Source organism: Pandoraea commovens, assembly GCF_902459615.1.
GTDB classification, from domain to species: Bacteria; Pseudomonadota; Gammaproteobacteria; order Burkholderiales; family Burkholderiaceae; genus Pandoraea; species Pandoraea commovens.
Map to the genome: position 1 here is coordinate 842044 of NZ_CABPSA010000001.1, position 18920 is coordinate 860963.

The 18920-nt window shown below is 64.1% G+C and carries 17 protein-coding genes; 2 read left to right on the forward strand and 15 right to left on the reverse strand.

Translation table 11 applies throughout. The features are described from left to right. Positions 1 to 270 precede the first annotated feature (270 nt). The 15 genes from PCO31010_RS03615 to PCO31010_RS03685 all read right to left on the reverse strand — a co-directional run bounded on the left by PCO31010_RS03615 (position 271) and on the right by PCO31010_RS03685 (position 15980). On the reverse strand, positions 271 to 996 hold the full coding sequence (locus tag PCO31010_RS03615; RefSeq protein ID WP_150663007.1) for a DUF2968 domain-containing protein: 726 nt from the start codon (positions 994 to 996) through the stop codon (positions 271 to 273). A 337-nt stretch (positions 997 to 1333) separates the two neighbouring features. Next, the gene (locus tag PCO31010_RS03620) at positions 1334 to 2740 is read right to left on the reverse strand and encodes a sigma 54-interacting transcriptional regulator (protein WP_150663008.1); all 1407 of its coding nucleotides are present in this window, start codon (positions 2738 to 2740) and stop codon (positions 1334 to 1336) included. Between the two features lie 104 nt (positions 2741 to 2844). Beyond that, positions 2845 to 4953, reverse strand: a complete 2109-nt coding sequence (locus PCO31010_RS03625) for a pilus assembly protein TadG-related protein (protein ID WP_150663009.1) — start codon at positions 4951 to 4953, stop codon at positions 2845 to 2847. Between the two features lie 6 nt (positions 4954 to 4959). Continuing rightward, positions 4960 to 5529: a DUF3613 domain-containing protein gene (locus PCO31010_RS03630; RefSeq protein WP_150663010.1), complete on the reverse strand. Its 570-nt coding sequence runs from the start codon at positions 5527 to 5529 to the stop codon at positions 4960 to 4962. A 34-nt stretch (positions 5530 to 5563) separates the two neighbouring features. Next, positions 5564 to 6652 carry a tetratricopeptide repeat protein gene (locus PCO31010_RS03635; RefSeq protein WP_150663011.1) on the reverse strand — a complete coding sequence of 363 codons (1089 nt, stop codon included), beginning with the start codon at positions 6650 to 6652 and terminating at the stop codon, positions 5564 to 5566. A gap of 2 nt (positions 6653 to 6654) precedes the next feature. Continuing rightward, positions 6655 to 7692 carry a type II secretion system F family protein gene (locus PCO31010_RS03640; RefSeq protein WP_150663012.1) on the reverse strand — a complete coding sequence of 346 codons (1038 nt, stop codon included), beginning with the start codon at positions 7690 to 7692 and terminating at the stop codon, positions 6655 to 6657. Positions 7693 to 7711: 19 nt separating this feature from the next. Next, a complete protein-coding gene (locus tag PCO31010_RS03645) occupies positions 7712 to 8635 on the reverse strand; it encodes a type II secretion system F family protein (RefSeq protein ID WP_150663013.1) in 924 nt (307 codons plus the stop codon). Beyond that, entirely contained in the window at positions 8632 to 10002 is a 1371-nt protein-coding gene (locus tag PCO31010_RS03650) for a TadA family conjugal transfer-associated ATPase (RefSeq protein WP_150663014.1), read from the reverse strand. Before PCO31010_RS03650 ends, PCO31010_RS03645 begins: the two co-directional genes overlap by 4 nt. A gap of 1 nt (position 10003) precedes the next feature. Next, on the reverse strand, positions 10004 to 11356 hold the full coding sequence (locus tag PCO31010_RS03655; protein ID WP_150663015.1) for a CpaE/TadZ family protein: 1353 nt from the start codon (positions 11354 to 11356) through the stop codon (positions 10004 to 10006). Between the two features lie 103 nt (positions 11357 to 11459). Continuing rightward, positions 11460 to 12737 (reverse strand): type II and III secretion system protein family protein, encoded by a 1278-nt coding sequence (locus PCO31010_RS03660; RefSeq protein ID WP_150663496.1) that lies wholly within the window; start codon positions 12735 to 12737, stop codon positions 11460 to 11462. A 243-nt stretch (positions 12738 to 12980) separates the two neighbouring features. Then, positions 12981 to 14009 carry a Flp pilus assembly protein CpaB gene (gene cpaB, locus PCO31010_RS03665; RefSeq protein WP_150663016.1) on the reverse strand — a complete coding sequence of 343 codons (1029 nt, stop codon included), beginning with the start codon at positions 14007 to 14009 and terminating at the stop codon, positions 12981 to 12983. Positions 14010 to 14166: 157 nt separating this feature from the next. Further along, the gene (locus PCO31010_RS03670; protein WP_150659625.1) at positions 14167 to 14652 is read right to left on the reverse strand and encodes a TadE/TadG family type IV pilus assembly protein; all 486 of its coding nucleotides are present in this window, start codon (positions 14650 to 14652) and stop codon (positions 14167 to 14169) included. Between the two features lie 210 nt (positions 14653 to 14862). Next, on the reverse strand, positions 14863 to 15342 hold the full coding sequence (locus PCO31010_RS03675; protein ID WP_150663017.1) for an A24 family peptidase: 480 nt from the start codon (positions 15340 to 15342) through the stop codon (positions 14863 to 14865). Positions 15343 to 15415: 73 nt separating this feature from the next. Further along, on the reverse strand, positions 15416 to 15616 hold the full coding sequence (locus tag PCO31010_RS03680; protein ID WP_150663018.1) for a Flp family type IVb pilin: 201 nt from the start codon (positions 15614 to 15616) through the stop codon (positions 15416 to 15418). A gap of 178 nt (positions 15617 to 15794) precedes the next feature. Then, positions 15795 to 15980 (reverse strand): Flp family type IVb pilin, encoded by a 186-nt coding sequence (locus PCO31010_RS03685; protein ID WP_046292265.1) that lies wholly within the window; start codon positions 15978 to 15980, stop codon positions 15795 to 15797. Positions 15981 to 16982: 1002 nt separating this feature from the next. On the opposite strand from PCO31010_RS03685, the gene PCO31010_RS03690 reads away from it, so the two are divergent. Both PCO31010_RS03690 and PCO31010_RS03695 read left to right on the forward strand, forming a co-directional pair. Continuing rightward, positions 16983 to 17300 carry a hypothetical protein gene (locus PCO31010_RS03690; protein WP_150663019.1) on the forward strand — a complete coding sequence of 106 codons (318 nt, stop codon included), beginning with the start codon at positions 16983 to 16985 and terminating at the stop codon, positions 17298 to 17300. Between the two features lie 27 nt (positions 17301 to 17327). After that, complete coding sequence (locus PCO31010_RS03695; RefSeq protein ID WP_217426127.1) at positions 17328 to 18896, forward strand: collagen-like triple helix repeat-containing protein; 1569 nt, start codon at positions 17328 to 17330, stop codon at positions 18894 to 18896. The last annotated feature ends 24 nt before the right edge of the window (positions 18897 to 18920 follow it).

Here is an 18920-nt window from a genome sequence, read left to right on the forward strand (position 1 = left end):
ACAGGATCGCCGGTGCGGCACCGCTTTTCGAGTTGCAAATGCGCGACATATGCCAGACATGCGCGATTCGTGTGTCGACAGTCCCGGCAATTGCGTGTAGCGACAGCCGCCTGCGCGTCCGTTTTGTTGACCACTCTGCCGTTCACCTCGCCCGCCGAGAGCGTGACACCCGGTGTTTGACGCGCCCATGAAAAAAGCCGCCCGAAGGCGGCTTTCTCACATCCTGAGACGCCGGAGGCATCCTCCAGCGAATCGCAGGTGCGGCATCGATCAGCGACGACGCGTGGTCTTCTTGGTCGAGCCCTTGACCGAGCGCACGAGGTCCGAGTCGACCGTGTTCTGCTGCGCTTCCAGCGAGCGGATCTGACCCTGAACGTCCGTCAGGCGAATGCGCGCAGCGCTACGTTCGGTTTCCAGCGCAGCGGCCTGCTCACGCACAGCCTGCTGATTCTGCGCCAGTGCCTGTTCTTGCTGACGCTGGATGCTGAGGTCGTTCTGCACGGCGTTCAGGCGGGTTTCGCTCTCGGCCAGCTGACGCTCGATCATCGCCTTCTGCGCTTCGAGCTTGATGCGGTTGATTTCGACGTCGGCAAGCACCTGCGTCTGATGAACGAAGTCGGCGTACAGCGATTCAGCCTTCTTCTCGTTGCTCACCTTGACCACGCGCCAGAACTGGCCTTCGTGGAACAGGGCGACGTAGTAGCCCAGCGTCTGCGGATAGAACAACAGGCTCGCGCCGTAGCGGCCGTTATAGGTCGTGCGCAGTTCGGTCACTTCCTTGTTCTGGATGCGATCGCGCAGTTCCTGAATCGTGCCCGAGGCTGCGGCGGGTGCCGTGGCCGATTGCGCAGGCACTGCCGGAGCTGCCAGTTGTGCAGGCGTTGCACCCGTTACGTCGCGCACCGCATCGGCAGCCATCGCTGAAGTTCCCCAGGCTGCCAGGCATGCCACCCCCACGCCCAACCACAACCGCCCCCGGCAATCACTGATTTTCATCTGATCTGTTTTCCTGTTATCGACCGGACCGTTTTACGGCCCTTATTCGTCGCATTCAATCGCCACCCCGGACTCCGTCCCGAGGATCTGGGACCTGCGTATTTGTGGAATGATAACCGCATGCCCGCAATAGCCGACAATTCTATCCATTGAGGCGCGCTCTTCCAAGCGGGGAATGCGTTATTGTGCCCCCGCGATTTCATCTGTTGATACTGCGCAACTGAAGGGGTGCGAGACTTCCGGTCAGGAGAAGCCGAATGTCAGAAAAATCCCGTCATTCAAGGTGCGATTGAGGCATTCCCCACGCAACACGCGGGGCCATGCTTATCTTTCTCATTTATCCCTCGTATTCGCTCGCCAGCTCAGAGTCGTTGCCGACGATCTGATACTTGCGCATCTTCTCCCACAGCACCTTGCGGCTGATGCCCAGCGCGTTCGCCGTGTCCTGACGTCGCCATCCGTTGGCGTCGAGGGCAGCCACGATGCGCGCACGCTCGGTGGCGTCCCAGCGAGCGCGGTCGGCCAGTGCCCCGCTGCGTGCCGGATCGTCGGCGCGCGGCACTGCCCCGGTCGCCCCCATCAACAGTGCATCGAAGATCGGACGGATCCGCCGCTCGTCCCAGCCCCCGAGTTGCCGGTAGATGATGCCGACACGCTCGGCGATATTGCGCATTTCGCGGACGTTGCCAGGAAACACGCCGCCTTCGACCAGTTCACGCAGCCACGGCGGCACCTGCGCGCCGACTTCGCTGTCGCCGACCACCTTGCCGAGATACGCCGTGAAGACCGCCAGCTTGTCGACCGGTCCGCGCTCTTCGAGACTGGGGATGTGCAACTCGATCACGGCGAGACGATAGAACAGGTCGGCGCGGAACAACTCGTCGCGCACCATCGACTTCAGGTTCTTGTTCGTCGCCGCCACCAGCCGGAAGTCGAGCTTCACCGGCTGCGCCGAGCCCAGACGCGTCACCGCACTATCCTCCAGCACCCGCAGCAGCTTGACCTGCTGATACAGCGGCAGATCGCCGATTTCGTCGAGGAACAGCGTGCCGTCGTTGGCTTGCTCGAAGTACCCCTTGTGCGAGTACAACGCCCCGGTGAACGCCCCTTTGGCGTGCCCGAAGAAGTGCGACTCGAACAGGCCATCCGGAATCGCACCGCAGTTCACGGCAACGAACGGCCCCTGCCCGTAGTGGGTCTGTTTGTCGTGCAGCAGACGTGCAATCCGCTCCTTGCCCACGCCAGTCTCGCCATGAATCAGCACGTTCGAATCGCAGTCGGCGAAGGCGTCCACTTCGGCGAGCAGGCCGAGCATCGCACTCGATTGGGCGACGAGCGGGTCGGACGGCACCGGCGCGCGGTCAGCCTCCGCAATCGCACCGGAGAGCTTGAAGATGAGCGTGCGCAGTTCCGCGCCGGAGAAGTCGAGCGTGAGGATGTTGCTGTACTCGGGCGGAAAGACGCTCCGGTCATTCTCGCGCGGCGTGGTGGCCACCCAGATCACCGGCATGCCGTGACCGAGTTGCCATTCGTTCGCGTTGGTCGACGCGCCTTCGATCACCGACACGCTGACCACGGCGATGGACGGCCGCGCACGCGTGCGCTCGCGCGACAGGTCGGCACCGTCTGCACGAATCACTTCCATGTCGAAGCTTGCGAGGCAATGCGACACGCGGTCGGCAATGTCCGACTTGCCTTCCCACACGTAGACATCGAGGTCTTCACGTACTGGCTTGCTTTTCATGCTGGTCCGCTCGTTGGCGAACGCCCCCGGGCGTTCGTCATGGTGAATTTCGGTGCGCCGTCCCGGCTCCGGTTCGGGCGTCGCGATGTGTTCCGATAGGTTCGCTAATACACGAGCTGCACAAGCCCGTTCTGACAATTGATGCTGTCGACCGTCACCGTCGTCATGCCTAGCGTGATGCCCAGCGACGACAGCAGCGTGTTGAGCAGGTTGCTCAGCGGCGTGAGCAGCGGGTTGAGCAAGGTGTAGAGCACGCTGCCGAGCACGGGTGAGATGTCGGAGGTGCCAATCGAACCCGACACCGCGTTAATACGACACTGATTGGCGTTGCCGGACAGATTGCACAATAGATCGGTGACGCCGCCGAGCAAACCGCTCACGATGCCGCCCAACGTATTCACCAGCCCGTTGACCAGCCCACCTACGCCGCCGAGCACCTGCGGCAGATTGAGCGTGAGCACACCGCCAAGTGTTGTACCCAGCGCGTTGGTCGTCGTCTTCAGTCCGGCCGCGGCCGAACTGAGGAACGAGTTGACGGTGGAGATCGAAGCACCTGCGACCGCAGACGGCACGTTGTTGACCAGCCCGGTGCCGATAGTCCCGGACGTCGATGTGCCGCCAGCACTGACGTCAAGCGACAAACCGGTGAGCAGCGCCGTCACTATCTGACTCAGATTCACACTCGACCCAATCGGCCCGACCTTCTGTGGGAACGGTCCCGTGAAGGTAATCGGTGCGGGCGAATTGGTCACGAGCGAGAGGTTGACGTTTGCCCCGACATTGATGAGCCCGAGCAACGTCGCGATGTTCGTGCGTTGCGTCATGAGCGTGGTGCAGCTCGCCGGGTTGGTCTGAACGTTCACGCCGCTGGCCGCCGCGCCCACGCAAACGTTCACCAGCCCCGAGTTGACCTGCAATGTAGTCGATGGCGTCGCGCCGCATTGCAGCGCCGTCACGGTCGCCGTCGACTGCGCGACTTCCAGGACAAGAGGCAGGTTCAACTGCGTGCCCACTGCACTGAGAATCCCGGCGAGCGGACCGGCACTGGACGCCGCCGAATTGACCGTCAGGAACAGCCGCACCTGCGCGTTCGTCGCCGTCGCACCGACCCCGCCGACGCCGATCTGCGGCGGCGAGATCACCCGCGCGACCACCGACACGGTCCCGCCGAGGATACTCAGCGACGGAATCGCAACGGCATTGTTCCCCGTCCCGCCGACGATGGCCGCCGTGATCAGATCGGAGATGCCCACGTTGGCGTTCAGCGCGTTCGCCGCACTCACCCCTGCCGCATCGATGTTGGCAATGATGCCTGGCGTCGTGGCCGAGCCAAGCAGGTTGATCGGCAGATTGAGGACCGGGCTGTTGGCAAACACGTTGATGAGGTTGTTCATCGCCGTGACGGAAGCCGACAACGCGCCGTTCTGCGTGGCGAGCGCCGTATTCGTTGCACTCAGCAGCGTGCCAACCGTGAGGTTCTTCACCGCCGCCACCCCGGAGAGCGACGCCACGCTCACGTCCCCCGTCACCGGCACACCTAGCGCCTGCAACAGTCCCTTGGGCGTGATGTTCACGCCGACGAGTTGCTGCGCCGCACCCACGTATAGCGTCGGCGAGATCCCCACGGAATTGAGCAGCGGTGCGAGGACCGAATTATTCGCATTGAGCGCAAGCAGCCCCGAATCGACGGTAAACGTCACCACGGCCGGGGCCTTGCGTGCGATGGCATTAGCGGAGATCGTACGCGTGCCCGCCAGTTGGAAGAACGACGGCACCCCGAGCGTGAGCGTCACAGAGACGGCGTTGCCGCTCGCCGCATTGGCCGACGTCGCGGCGACGAATGTCCCCGGTGTCGTCGCCGTGGCTGCTGGCGACGTCCAGATCCCGCACGACGTGGCGATCGTCAGACTGGTGACGTTGTTGCCGAGGTTCGACGCCACGTTCGCCCGCGCGACGGTGTCGTACGAGGTCGTGTTGGCGCAGCCGGGCAGCGTTTGCGCCCCGGCGAGCGCCGCCATGTCGGCAGCACGTTGCAGATCGCGTCGCTTCATGAAGGCGAAACCGGCGTCGATGGAGAACGCCAGAATCAGCACGACCGTCAGGAAAATGAAGGCGAGGATCGGCACCGACCCGCGCTGGCGTCCGGCAAACCACACCGTGCGCTTTGCACGAGTCGTGTCAGTCGTTGAGCGCACACGCGCACGCGGAGTCATGAGACATCACTGGCTCGCGCCAGCCCCCGCTGCCGCCGGTGACGCGCCACCGCCATTGCCGCCACCACCGCCCGTGCCGTTATCGCTCTGGACCATCGTGGCGAAGAACGCCGGGATCGCGTAGTTGAAGCTTTCCAGATAGCGACGGTAGGCGCGCGACGCGGTCGCCCCGAGCATCGGCAAGCCCGGGCCTGCGGCAAGGTTGTTCGACTGCACGGCGAGCAACGCTTCGGTCTCGTCGCCGAGCATGCCGTCTCGCGCTGGCGAGCCGACGACCGGCGGCGACGTGCGGCGCACAACGTTGGCCGGAATGCGGACGGCCTGCTGCGAGGGCGCTGCCGTACTCTGTGCAACGGGTGCCTGCTGCACATTGGTGGCTACAGGCGCTTGCTGCGCTACCGGAGCAGCGGACGTTGTTGCGACAGCGCGCGAGTCCGCCCCGCCCATCGCGCCGGTGACAGGTGCGTTGCTTTGCGCTGCGGCAGCTCCGGCCCATAGCGTGAACACGGCAAGCCCGAGCTGCGCCGCACGAAGCGAACGGACGCCCGGTGTTCCCTCAAGTTTCTGGATGGCCATCTTCACGTCTCCCCTGATGTTGCTGCGTTCGTTCTTACTGCGAATGCGCGAACCGGTCGAGCATCGACGTCGGCATGTCGCTGCGCGGTCCGTCCCCGGCACGCGCGAGTTTGGCGTCCGATGCCGAAGCGACCTGAGATGGCTTCGACGGCACCTTGTTCTGCCCAGCTTCCGATGCACTCGCCTGCGACAGACGCACCACGACCGGCCCCTCGCTGCTTGCGCTCGCGCGAGCCGATGCAGCAGATTCCGCCGATGCCGAAGCCGTTGCCAAGACAGGTGCGGCCTGCGGCGCGATGGCTGCCGCTGCCTGTGCGGCGGCGCGTGCGGCGGCGGCGTCTGCGGCCTGCTTGCGCGCCTTGGTCTGCGCCCGGATATCGGCGGCCAGCTTGTCAATGGCTTCGCGCGTGGATGGCGACATCTTGGCGTTCGTCATCATCGCGTCGGCACGCGAGCGATCGCCGGTCACGAGCAGATACACGGCCAGGTTGCTGAGCACTTTCTTACTGTCGGGCTGCAACTCTGCCGCCTGTGCCAGCGGCACACGCGCGGCAGCGGGTTCGCCGTTACGCAGCAGCGCGAAACCCAGATCGCTGAGATAGAACGCTTGCGTCGGCGCGCGCGACACCGCCTCGCGCAACGCTTGCGTGGCCGCGGCGTAATCCTTGCGCTGCGCAGACACCAGTCCCAGACCGTGCCAGGCGGCAGCGGCTTCGGTGCTGCCCAGCAGTTGGCGGTACGCCTGCTCCGCCGCGTCGGGCTGCCCGGTCTCGCGCAGGGCATCGGCACGAAGAATGTCGACGTCGGGCGCGGAGCCGAACTGCATGCGGAACTGTTCGATGTGCGCGAGCGACGCGAAGTACGAGCCCTGATCCTGCACCTGACGGATCATCGACAGATACAACTCACGCGTGTCGGGCTTCGCAAGCTTCGCCTTCTCTTCGTCGTTTTGCTGCGCCTGCATCAGCGCGGCGGCCGACGGTGCGCCGTAAGCCCCCATCGTCGGCCCGCTGCTGCACCCGGCCAGCAGTGCAGCACACAGCGCAACGGCCACAGTGGACGCGGCGACCGCACCGGCATGGCGCGTCTGCTCACGTGCGAGGAATCGCGTCTGGATTGGCATGGTCAATTCATGGCCTCCATGGATTTGGTCAGCGACAGTAGCGCCGGTCCGGCGACCACGAGCATCAGCGCTGGCAGCAGCGTGAGCATCATGGCCAGCGTCATCTTCACCGTAAGCTTGCCGATGCGCTCCTTCATCGTCTGACGGCGCTGTTCGCGCAAGCGATCGCTGAACTGTTGCAGCGGCTCCTGCACAGCGCCGCCATGCTGTTCGACCTGCACGATGAGCCTCACCAGCGCGCGCAGATCGTCGTTGTCGTACACCTCGCGCAGCCGCCCCATCGACGCCTCACGACCACGCCCCGACGCATATTGGCGGTTAGCGTTCTCGAATTCCTTCGACAGAATCGGCAGCACTTCGCGGAAGTCGGACACCACCACATACAAGCTCTGGTCCATCGACAGCCCCACGCCTTGCAGCAGTCGCAACAAGTCGATGAGCAACGGCAGTTCGTCCACCAGATCGCGGCGACGTTGTCCTGCCTTGCGCTGCACATAGAACTTCGGCGCGAGCAATCCGGCACCTGCCGCCCCGATCAGCCGCAGGATCGTGCCAAGTCCGCCACCGCCCGGAAACCACAACCAGACAATCAGCGGCAACACTACCGCGAGCGCCACGCGTGCGAACAGGAACAGCGACTTGGCGCGCACGCTGTCATAGCCGCATTGCGCGAGCAGCAGACGATCTTCCGCCGCGATCAGGTTCTGTCCAAGGCGCGTTTCCGACCATTGCTTGCCGAGCGCCGCCGCACGGTCGAGCAGCGAGCGCCAGCCACGCTGCTTACCCTCGCCCGACGCCTGCGCATCGTCATCGCCATTGACATTGGCACGCAACCCCGTCGGAGACGTAGCCGAGCGCAACGCCGCAAGCGCCTGCTGCTGACGGCTTGCAAGCACCTGATCGATCATCCGGCCGCTGCGCCCTTGCCGCACCGCGCGCAACAAGATCGCCGACGCCGCGAGCAACAGCCCTGCCGCGACCATCAGCAGGCCAAGCATCATCCAGGTTTGCGAGTCGGTCGAGAACGATGAGAGGTTCATGGCTGCGGGTCCTTCGCGCTCAGAGCGACTTGGCCAACCGGTACAGCACGAAACCGCCGAACACCTCCAGCCCCAGCCCGATAGCCAGCAGCTTCTGACCGGCGGGCTCCTGGAACATCGGCTCGAAGAACTTCGGATTCAGCAACATCAGCAGCGCACTCACCACAATCGGCAGCGCCGCGAGTACCCACGCCGACATGCGCGTCTCTGACGACAGCGCGAACAACTCGGCCTGCGCCTGCTCGCGGTCGCGCATGAAGCCCGACATGCGCGCCAGAATCTGGTCGGCGCGTCCGCCGAAACGCGTCGACAGATCGACGACCGACGCGAACAGATAAATCTCATCCACCTGGTAGACGCGTGCAATCTGCTTGAGCGCGACGTCCAGCTCTACGCCTGCCTGCACCTGACGCACTGCCCGCTCCAGCAACTCGCGCAGCGGCAGATCGGCGTTGCCTGCGGCCGACTGAAACGCCGAGGGAAGGCTGTTACCGACGGTCAGCATGCGCACCATGCCGTCGAGAAAGATCGGCAACTGACGCACGATGTCGCGATGTCGGCGCGCTGCCTTGAGCCAATAGCGCAGCACCGTGACGACCGCGTACACGATCAGAATCACAATCGCCGAAAGCGGTCCCTGCCACATCCAAAAGCCCAGCGTCAGCACGAGACCGGGCACGATAAGCATGAGATAGAACGGTGTATCGGGCTGCACGCCCGCACGCTCGAAGAAGAACTCCCACGGCAACGACTTGCGGCGCGGCGCGCGCACTTCGCCCGTCTCGGCGGCGCCGAACTTTGGCGCGTTCTGCGCGAGCTGACGCTCAAGAAACGCGCTAGTCGCCTGTTCGCGTGCGCGCTGATGTGTGCGACGCCACAGCTCCAGCCCCGCTGCCACCAGCAGCAGTGCGATGCATGCGGCCCACAGCACGAGGGCGTTCATCGACGGCGTCCGAAGAAGCCACCGCCGCCCGAGTCCGGCGGCACATTGCCCTGTTGCGCCTGCGCGGCGGCCGCCGCATTGCGCGTCTGCTCCTTGTAGCGTTGCAGCTTGGGCGAATGCGGCTGAAGCCCGAGCGACACCCACTTGTCTTTTTCCTCGCCGTCCGGCCCGACCACCGACTCGTGACGGAACAGCTCCTGCGTGGAGATGACGGTATCGGACACGCCGGTCACTTCCGTGATCGACAGAATCCGTCGGCGTCCGCTCGACAGACGGCCGATCTGCACGATGAAGTCCAGCGCGCTCGTGATCTGACGGCGCAAGCTGCTCTCACTGCCCTGGAACCCGGCGAAGCCCGCCAGCATCTCCAGACGATAAAGACATTCGCGCGGCGAGTTGGCGTGAATCGTCGCCATCGAGCCTTCGTGGCCCGTGTTCATCGCCTGCATCATTTCCAGCACTTCGGAGCCGCGCACTTCGCCCACGATAATCCGGTCGGGACGCATCCGCAGACTGTTACGAATCAGATCGCGAATCGTCACTTCCCCGGAGCCGTCAAAGCCGCTCTGGCGCGACTCCAGCCGCACCACGTGCGGGTGGTTCAGCGAGAGTTCGGCCGTGTCTTCCACCGTCACCACGCGCTCGGTCGCCGGGATGAAACTCGCCAGCGCGTTGAGCAGCGACGTCTTGCCCGAGCTCGTGCCACCCGAGACGAGGATGTTGCAGCGCGAGCGCACTGCCGCTTCGAGCAAGTTGTAGATCTCTTCGTTGAAGCTGCCGAGTTGCAGCAGGTCCGACGGCTTGAGCGGGTCTTTGCGGAACTTACGAATCGAGACGACCGGCCCGTCCACGGCCAGTGGCTCGATCACCACGTTCAGACGTCCGCCATCGGGCAAACGCGCGTCGACCATCGGATTCGATTCGTCCAGACGCCGCCCGATGGGCGCGAGAATGCGACGTACGATCCGCAGCAGGTGCTGATTGTCCGAGAAGCGCAGCGCTTCGCGCGCCAGCACGCCACGACGCGAGACGTACACGTCGTTGTAGCCGTTGATCAGAATGTCTTCCACCGCCGCGTCGGCCAGCAGGTCCTCGATCGGACCGAAGCCAGCCAGCTCCTTGGTCAGCGCGTCGGAGATCTGACGCAGCTCCGCCTCGTTGATCGGGATGCGGCGCAGACGCACAAAGCCGTCCATTTCCAGATCGACGAACTGCTGGATCGCGCTACGGCTCCAGCGCCCGAATTCCGCGCCGAGTTCTTCGATGCGCGCAAGCAGATGTTCGTGCGCAGCGGTCTTGATGTCCTGAAACTGCTGTGAATTGGCAAACGCGCGCTTGTCGTCGGCAAATTCGATGGAGTCGGTCATATCAGTGCTTTCCCATGAATCGGCCCAGCCAGCCCGACGACTGGCGGTGCGAAGCGGCGCCCGCATGCTGTGCGGAGAGCAGTCGTTCCACCAACGGTTGTAGCGCACGTACGTACGGGTCGCTGCGCGCCGTATCGATGATCAGCTTGCCCTGATTGGTGGCCGAGAGCATGGCGAGCGGCCGGTCGGGCAGCGTGGCGAGCAGCGGCACGTCGAAGCGCTTGGCGATCTGGTCGGCCGCCATGCCGTAACGCGGGTCGTAACGATTGAGGACGAGATGCAGATGGCTGCGCTCGACGCTCTTCTCCTCCAGGTCGCGAAGCATCGACGCAAGCGAGACGATCGCGCCCACACTCTGGTCGACCACGAGCCACACTTCGTCGGCGGCGCGCACCAGGCTGGCCACGAACTGCGGATTCGAGAAGCCGCCGAGGTCGGCCACGATCAGATCGAAGAACGCGCGCAGGCGATCGGTGAGCGCAAGCGCGTCAGCCGCCGCCACACTGCGCATATCGCCCAGATCGAGCGGCAGCGGCAGCACGGCCAGACCGCTCGGCGCGTGCGACACGGCCGTGTGCACGAGCGTTTCATCGAAACGGCGCAGGTTCTGCACGGCCTCGGCGAAGCTGAACTGGCTTTGCGTGTTGAGATACAGCAGTCCGTCGCCGGAAGGCAACCCGAGATCGAGCAGCGCGACGTGGCCGAGCAATGAACTGTCGAACTTGTCGTCCTTGTTCGCGTTGGCCTTGGCCGCCTTGGCGGTCTTCTCCGCACGGTCCGGATCGGTGCCGACGGACATTTCCTGACCCAGTTGCGACAGATGTGCAGCCAGCGTGCTGCATCCGACACCGATCCGCGCACCGAGCAACACGATGAACCGGCCGTGGCGCTGGGGCGCTGCCGTCACGCTCGCCGTCGGCGTGTGATCGATCACGCGACGCACGACATCGAGCGCTTCTTCATGCGTCGAGTGCATGTCGATGAAGTCATGGACGCCAGCGCGCATCGCGGCCTTCATGCCGTCGGCACGCACCATCGAACCCACGGCGACCAACGGTAGTTTGGGCGCGACGCGTTTGAGCATCTGCGCCAGCTCCGTGGCCTGCGCGATGCCGCCATCGGGCGGATCGTCGGCGTGACCGGTCGGCTCGCCCGAGAAGTCGAGCAGCACGACCTGCGGATCGAGATCGCCGATGCGCTGCTGCAACTGCGCCGGACGTCCGGCTTCCTGCAGCACCACGCCCTCTTCGCGCAAAGCCGCCGAGAGCCACTGTCCGTGGCCCGCATGTGCGCTGCAAAAAAGAAAGCGATGCAACTCAGTCATGGTGTCCAGTATTCGCGTCGGTGCGTTCATTTGTGCACTCCTTACTACCCCAACCCGGCTTTCGCCGATGCTTCGCCCGAGACCGCCGCGCCGCCGTCGAACCTGCTGCGATCCGGCGCTAATGCCACTTCGGTCACTTCGAGAAACCCGGCAGTTCGCTGTCGCTTGCCACGCCCATCAGATACTCCCCCCACACCGGCCCCGGCCGCTTCTCCCGGGTGTCCCCCGGCAGCGGCAGCGTCACGTCTCTGGACACCGGCTTGACCAGGTGAGGCGTGACGATGATGACCAGTTCCTTCTCGATACTGTTGTACTTCAGATTCCGGAAAAACGAGCCGATGAGCGGCAGATCGCCCAGCAGCGGTACTTTGTCGACGGCGGCGGTCGTCGTGCGCGAAATCAGGCCGCCGATGATGAAACTCTCGCCGTCGCCCAGCTCGACTGTCGTATCGGCGCGCCGTGTCGTGATCGCGGGAATCTGCGTCGACGCAATCACCACGGCATTCGTATAGTCAAGATCGGACGCCTCCGGCGCGACCTTCAGAGCGATGCGGTTCGGCGACAGAATCGTCGGCGTCACCGTCAGGCCTACACCGAACGACTTGTAGACGATGGTCGTCGTGCCCAACCCCCCCGACTGCGGCACCGGCAACTCGCCACCGGCGAGGAAGCTCGCGCTCTGCCCCGACAAGGCAACCAGCGACGGTGCGGCAAGTACGCGCCCCAAACCGTTCGACTGCAGCAGGTTGATCTTCGCCGACAAGTTGAATGCGCCGCGCGTAATCGAGCCGAAGAACGATCCGAAGTTCGACGTCGAGGTGCCGCCACTGCCGAAAGCCGCCGTCCCCAGTGTCGAAATCACGCCGAATCCGCCCGATGGCGAGATGCGCTCTGCCGTGAAGTCCACCCCCAGTTGATTCAGAATGTTGCGGTTCACTTCGACGATCTTGACGTCGACCTGCACCACGCCCGTGTCTCCGACCGTCGAACGGTCCACCACCACCCCGCCTTTGCCTGTCGCATCGACCGCTGCCGATTGCAGGCCGCTGTGTTCGATGAGCGTATTCGTATGTCCCTTGATGACAGCCGCACTGCCGCGCGCGTCGACGCTGGCCGTGCCGGTGTCCCCCAATGCACTTTGCAGGTTGCCCTGCACATGAACCTCCCAACGGGTGGCCTCGCCACCGCGCGGCCACGTCGATACCTGTGTCGTACCGGCCTTCTTGCCGACGACCAGCACCGACCCGCGACGTCCGCCCGAGCCCTTGAGCACGACGATGTCCGCGATCTCCGGATCGGCGACGGCCACGCGCTCCAGCGTGCCCGAGATCGGTAATTCGCGCTGCTCGTGAACGGCGAGCGTCAGCGAACGAGACCCTGCGCTCGGTGCGGTATCGGCGGCGTCAGCCATCCGGACCGCAACCGTCGCGCCACACGCGAGCAGCGCAGCAAAACAAAACAGCATTCCCGTGACACGTCTGGTTTCTCGTCTGGCAGTGCGAACCTGGCTTCTGATCATGGCGTGGCTGTATCGGTCACTGTGTCGGTTAAGTGGTGTTCGTCGCACTGGTTGCCCCCCGCGCCCGAACATCACCGGATCTGCTCGTCACTTCAATTCAGTTCACTCAATTCAAATCGTTTCGATGGGCTCAGGTCAGAAGGACGCGGTGGATCGCTCGGCACCGCGCACAACTTCGACCGTGCCGCCACCCCCACCGCCCCCCGGCGCACGCGGCGCAGGTGCTGCCGCCGTGCGTCGCGGCGGCTCACCCGCGAGCCCCGTCGTGGCGATACCGGCGTAGGCCTGGTTCTCCGGCGAGTTCAGTGCGGCCTTGATGTCGCCCGCGAGACCGGCCTTGCTCACAAGTACGGGCGGTGTCGGCGGGAACAGCGAGGTATCGGGCTTGGTGTCGTCGGCGGGGTTGCGCAATGCGAGCGTGATCTTGCCCTGCTGTGCGCCGAGCACGAGTCGGTTGACGTCTTCGATCGGGACCGCCACGACCGCCGAGGTCGCGGGCATCGGCGGCGGTTGCGGCGCGGCCGCCTGTTGCGGCGGCGGCGCGCTGGACGTCGCTGCCGCGACGGTGGACGCGACGGTGGGCGCAGCGGGCGGCGGCGTGATGTCGTCGAGCGACGCATTGCCGTAGGTCAGCACCCGCACACGCGACGCCAGCAAGCGCGCTTGCGTGTCGTCCACCAAGCCGACCGTCGGGCTGCCTGCGGGTTGATTCGTTTTCATCGTGAAGAAGACGTCCACGAAATCGCCGGGGCGAATGCGGTTGCTCACGCCGACCGTCTCGGTCACAGGAAGGGCGACGGCGCGCTCGCCGGGGGCGAGCTGCATCGCGAGGCCGCGTGCCAGCGTGTTTTGCGTGACGGGTACACCTGCGGCAAGTGCGACAAGCGGCACCCGGCCCACGACGTCTGCCGGGTTGGCGAAGGCATTGGGTGTCTGGCTGTCGAACTGCGCAATCTTGATGTCGTCGGCCGTAATCGGTTTGCCCGGAGTCAGCGCCTTAGCCGCCACCACGGCCGGGAAGCGCTGTGTCAGCGTTTGGGTCACCGCCGAGGGCGTGGCGTTCGGCGCAGGCGCATTGGTCGTTCCCAGACGCAATGCGAAGAGCGCCAGCGCGACACCGACGATAACCAGCACAGCAGCAAGAATCTTGGTGGCTTTGTTCATGGCTTGGGGCCTGTCGGCCGTTCAGTCACAACTTGCGGGACGCCGGCATGCCGGCGGCATATCAATCCGATGCGACTTCCTGTTACCTCACGCGTGGTCCTACCTGTTGCTAGCTTCGTACTTGCTTCGTGCGTGTACTGCCCGTCCAGACCATCGCTCAACTCCCTCCGAGCGTCGACGTGTCCAGCGTCACGGCCGCCGTACCGATCACGGTTTGCGGCACCAGCGCGCCCAGCCCTGGCCAGTTGACCGTCATCGGCTGATTCAACGTCAGCGTCACGTGGACGATGCATTGCGACACCGTTCCGGTCCCCGACGCTGGGCAGGGATACGTGGCATCCGCCGGAAACGTCGCGCTGACGGCCGACGCCGAAGGCCATGTCAGCGTGGTATTGATCGCCGTTGTGGCATATCCCTGACGCTGCGCCATCGTGCCGGCGCGCAACATCGCACGGCCCGCTTCGGAGGCGGCCTGTGTGAGCATTTGCCGGGCAAGAATGTTGATAGAGAAGGCGACCGCGACGTAGAAGGCAGGCAGCAGAATCATGAGGATGAGCATGAATTCCAGAGCAGCGACACCGCGCGGTCGTGTCGACCGAACGCATCGCAACCCTGAATTTGCCCGTGCCCCAGACCGCTTCATGACGATACCCCCCGTCGCGCACGGCGCTTTTCGACCGTGTCTGGCGACGCATGAACCTGCAAATTTGCGCGGCGTCGCCCGCGCCTCCCGTTATTACGGTGCTGGCTTCGCCAACACTCGTCACCCCCGATACATCCCCACTTTGCGATGGTCAGCGATCTTGCTGCTGCCGACGACCGGTGCCCTCACACCCTCATCCGCTCACTGTCTTCATCGCACCACGAGCGCTGCGGCAGCCAGATAGGCCCCGTAAGGCAAACCCGCACGCCCCGCCCGCCACTGCAGAATTCGTTGCCACACGCCCGACGCCATCCAACGTTCGCGCCATCGTGTGAGCCATTTCATACGACCGGTGAGCACCACCAACGCATGCACGCCCGTCGCCACGCTGGCCAGACACCACACCGGCAACAGCGCGGGGTAACCCGCAACCAACCCGATCACCGCAAACAGCTTGACGTCGCCTGCGGCCATCACACCTCGCCACCAAAACGGTAGCAGTACGATCAATCCCAGAAATGCGCCCAGTCCGTGGACCCACAGCACCCGAGGTCCGGTGTGCCACGCTTGCCACGCAATCCAGACCAGCGCGGGCGCAGCAACACACAACAGCCAGATATTCGGGATACGCCGTGCGATCAGGTCGGTCAGTACGATCGGCACACATAACAGCCACAGCAATGTCAGCACAGGAGGTCTCGCATCCGGTTCCGCTTAAAACCGACTATAAAAACCGCCTATACATATCAGCGCCCATGCTGTCTCAATGCGATGCCGCCGAGGTGGCCGCCGACGTTACCGTACTGAATGCGCTCGAGAGCACACTGCTCATGTTCGTATAGACCGTGCCACCGATGATGACTGCCACGATGGCCGCGAGAATGCCGTACTCCAGCGCGGTCACACCCTTTTGCCGCGACAGTCTGTGCTGCCGGCTGCTTGCCCCAACTCGATTTGCTCGCATGATTCGCTTCCTCGCGAATACAGCATCCCACTACCCCGAATGGCGCTTGTCTGTGAACCTGCGCCCTTCCCCTTATGGTCCGCACGATCCCTCGCTACAGCACGCAGACGCGAGGAGCCAGTGCCGACTTCTTCTGTGACGCCGAAGCGCCGTTGTTCCGATACGAACTACGTGAACCTTATGCGCCCGCTGCCGTGACCGCCGACTGGATCTTCGAGAACACAGAGGAGAACGTCGTGCCCAGATTCGTATAAACGGTGCCACCGATGATCACCGCGACAATGGCGGCGAGGATGCCGTACTCAAGCGCCGTCACACCACGCTCGTCGCGCGCAAACAGACGAAAACGATTACCGAGTTTCATATCACCCTCCCTCAAAAAGGCGCTAAGCGCCCGTTGGCACACAGCAGAGCTGTCATCGACCCGAAGATCTGACGACTGAGTCCTGCTATATCGCTGATCAACTCTTGACTTCGGCCTCGGGTTCGTTGCGCTGCAAGGCTCGCGAACCTCTTTTACGTTGTACGCCAATATTTCCTTGGCTGTTGGCACAGCCTTTGCACTCGCGCGCTATTTTTTTCTGATGCTAATTTAAACTAAATCACAAAAACTAGAGTCTTGCTTCCAATCACCCCAGCAGATGTAAGAAAACGTTACATAGGTTGATCAAACAATACTCCAAAACTAGGCAATACAACGTGCGCGAGGGAAAACCATGATTGGTGCGACGCCACACACATTGGCGAAATCCCCTCATCAACGGCTTCAGCACGCATTTAAATAACTATTCATCTTTTCCAAAGCGGTCATATCGCGTTTCATCACACAAACATGGCCACGCCATGCAGCGCCTCGCCCCCTGATCACATCCCTTTTGTCTGACGACACCGTGCCTTTAGGTATTAGTACGGCCATCTAGCTATTACGTTCGATCAGGCATTACCCGAATCACCGGAACACCTGAATATCCGCCGAGGTGTTCCGATGCATTTGCTTTTGCTCCTGAATTCCACACCTGCGTTTCATTCGTCTGCGTTCCGCCTTTCCCCAACGCGTTTCGCAACCCTTTCGTTCCGTTACATCCGAATCGTTACGTTACGTTACCCGTAACGAACCCCGTAACGGGAACGTCGTTTCGCCGTTTATTCGCCATTTCCCGATGGCGTTAACCCTGACTTTTCACTCCCCCCGCGCCGTCGAGATATCTCGATCCAAAAGATTCTTGTTTTCCGAAACGCAAATAAATACAGGCTTTTCAGCCGATTGCCGGAAAAACTAGAAGGCTTATTCGAACCCCGGATCTGTGGTTGGCACACCTCTTGCAGATATCCCTGCATCGCAACGCTAAAGATCACGAGGGACACCATGATCGTTGGCAATACCAAACAAACGATGCACGGCGCAGCAGCCATCTCGGCAGAGCGTCAACGCATCACGGCTAAGCAGCGCGAGGCTGTGGCCGACACCGGTCGTAGAGGCGCAAGCCCAGGGAGGGGCGGTGAAGAAGGCGGTGGCGTACGCGCCACCGCCACACCGACCGACGTGGCGAACGCTCACAGCAGCAACACGAATTCGGCCCATGCGATGACGGGCCCCGATAGCGCAACCGTAACCGCGCTCCTGTTCGCACTCATCGCACAACGCATGAACAACCGACTGGCAGCACAAAACGTGCTCGCCTGAATACGACAAAGACCAGAGGACACCATCATGAAAAACATCCAACGCAACCTTCTCGCTTCCGCCGTTCTTCTCGCCGTCGTCACGATGACCGGCTGCGCCAGCTCCGGTTCGGGCGGCACCAGTGGCTCGCTCGGCGACGGTGGCGGCAGCGGCACCTCGGCAGGCACCGGCAGCGGTGGCGGCTCGGGCGCAGGCACCGTGCCGGACGGTTCGGGCAACGGGAATGGCAGCGGCAACGGTAACGGCAACGGTAACGGGAATGGCGGCACGGGAGCCTCCACCAACCCGATCGGCGTCGTAGCTGCCACCGCCAGCACGGGTGTCGTCACGCAAGTCGGCAAGACGGTCAGCGATCTGGGCACGACCCTTGGCAGCACGAACCTGCCGATCGTCAGCTCGCAAACGCAAGGCGGACTGTCTGGCGCTGTCGTGAAGACGGGCGACGCCGTGCAGTCGATCGGCAACGGCCTCACGAACGGCCTCGGCAAGCTCGGTTCGAGCAACGACGCACTGAACCCGACGCTCACCGGCGTGACGGGCGCCGTGACCAACCTCGGTCAGGCCGGTCAGCAAGTGGGTAGCGCTGTGGCAGGCCTGGGTCAAACCGGCCCGCTCAAGAACGTGGCGCTGGTGAACGGTGTCACCGGGCTGCTCGGCGGCGTGGTGACCTCGGTCGGCGACGCCGGTGTCGCACTCGGCAACGGGCTGACGACCACGGTCAACAGCGCACCGGTGCAACAACTGACGTCGGGCCTGTCGAAGACCATCACCCCGATCACGACGGTGGTGACCAACACGACGCAAACGGTCGGTAACGCCACGGGTCTCGGTACGCCGGTCGCCGGTCTGCTCGCCACGGTCGGCGGCGGTCTGGCCGGTGTGGGCACCAAGCTCGGCGGACAGATCAACAACCCGGTCGCGAAGGACCTCGGCGGCGTGGTCGCCGGTGTGGGCACCACGGTGGCCAGCCTTGGCGGCCTCGTCCACGGCACGCCGACGAGCACCAACCCGCTCGCTCCGCTCTCCGCTGCGCTCGGCGGCCTGTCGGGTGTGGTCGGTGTCGGCTCGGGCACGGGCTCCGGCCCGCTGGCGCCGGTCACGGGCTTGCTCTCGGGTCTCACGGGCACGCTCGGCGGTGCGACGGGCGGTGCTTCGGGTAACAACCCGCTCGCCCCGGTCACCAACCTCGTCTCCGGCCTGACGGGCGCACTCGGCGGCGCAACGGGCGGTGCCTCGGGCAGCAACCCGCTCGCCCCGGTCACTAACCTCGTCTCCGGTCTGACGGGTGCACTCGGCGGCGCAACAGGCGGTGCCTCGGGCGGCAACCCGCTCGCCCCGGTCACCAACCTCGTCTCCGGTCTGACGGGCGGCCTCGGCGGCACGCTCACGGCTGGCGCAGGCGGCTCGGCCGGAACCGGCGGTGCTTCGGCCGGTGCTGGCGGCTCGGCTTCGGGCGGTGTGCTCGCCCCGGTGACGGCGCTGCTCGGCTCGGTGACGGGTGCGGTCGGTGGTGCGACGTCGGGCGGCAGCAACAGCGGCGGCCCGCTCGCTCCGGTGACCGGCCTGCTCGGCGGTCTGCTCGGCGGCAAGAAGTAATCGGGCAGCTGAATCGGCAACGTC

Coding starts and splice junctions, on each gene's coding strand:
- PCO31010_RS03615 (WP_150663007.1), bottom strand. CDS start 996: ATGAAAATCAGTGATTGCCGGGGGCGGTTGTGGTTGGGCGTGGGGGTG.
- PCO31010_RS03620 (WP_150663008.1), bottom strand. CDS start 2,740: ATGAAAAGCAAGCCAGTACGTGAAGACCTCGATGTCTACGTGTGGGAA.
- PCO31010_RS03625 (WP_150663009.1), bottom strand. CDS start 4,953: ATGACTCCGCGTGCGCGTGTGCGCTCAACGACTGACACGACTCGTGCA.
- PCO31010_RS03630 (WP_150663010.1), bottom strand. CDS start 5,529: ATGGCCATCCAGAAACTTGAGGGAACACCGGGCGTCCGTTCGCTTCGT.
- PCO31010_RS03635 (WP_150663011.1), bottom strand. CDS start 6,652: ATGCCAATCCAGACGCGATTCCTCGCACGTGAGCAGACGCGCCATGCC.
- PCO31010_RS03640 (WP_150663012.1), bottom strand. CDS start 7,692: ATGAACCTCTCATCGTTCTCGACCGACTCGCAAACCTGGATGATGCTT.
- PCO31010_RS03645 (WP_150663013.1), bottom strand. CDS start 8,635: ATGAACGCCCTCGTGCTGTGGGCCGCATGCATCGCACTGCTGCTGGTG.
- PCO31010_RS03650 (WP_150663014.1), bottom strand. CDS start 10,002: ATGACCGACTCCATCGAATTTGCCGACGACAAGCGCGCGTTTGCCAAT.
- PCO31010_RS03655 (WP_150663015.1), bottom strand. CDS start 11,356: ATGAACGCACCGACGCGAATACTGGACACCATGACTGAGTTGCATCGC.
- PCO31010_RS03660 (WP_150663496.1), bottom strand. CDS start 12,737: ATGGCTGACGCCGCCGATACCGCACCGAGCGCAGGGTCTCGTTCGCTG.
- cpaB (WP_150663016.1), bottom strand. CDS start 14,009: ATGAACAAAGCCACCAAGATTCTTGCTGCTGTGCTGGTTATCGTCGGT.
- PCO31010_RS03670 (WP_150659625.1), bottom strand. CDS start 14,652: ATGAAGCGGTCTGGGGCACGGGCAAATTCAGGGTTGCGATGCGTTCGG.
- PCO31010_RS03680 (WP_150663018.1), bottom strand. CDS start 15,616: ATGCGAGCAAATCGAGTTGGGGCAAGCAGCCGGCAGCACAGACTGTCG.
- PCO31010_RS03685 (WP_046292265.1), bottom strand. CDS start 15,980: ATGAAACTCGGTAATCGTTTTCGTCTGTTTGCGCGCGACGAGCGTGGT.
- PCO31010_RS03690 (WP_150663019.1), top strand. CDS start 16,983: ATGATCGTTGGCAATACCAAACAAACGATGCACGGCGCAGCAGCCATC.
- PCO31010_RS03695 (WP_217426127.1), top strand. CDS start 17,328: ATGAAAAACATCCAACGCAACCTTCTCGCTTCCGCCGTTCTTCTCGCC.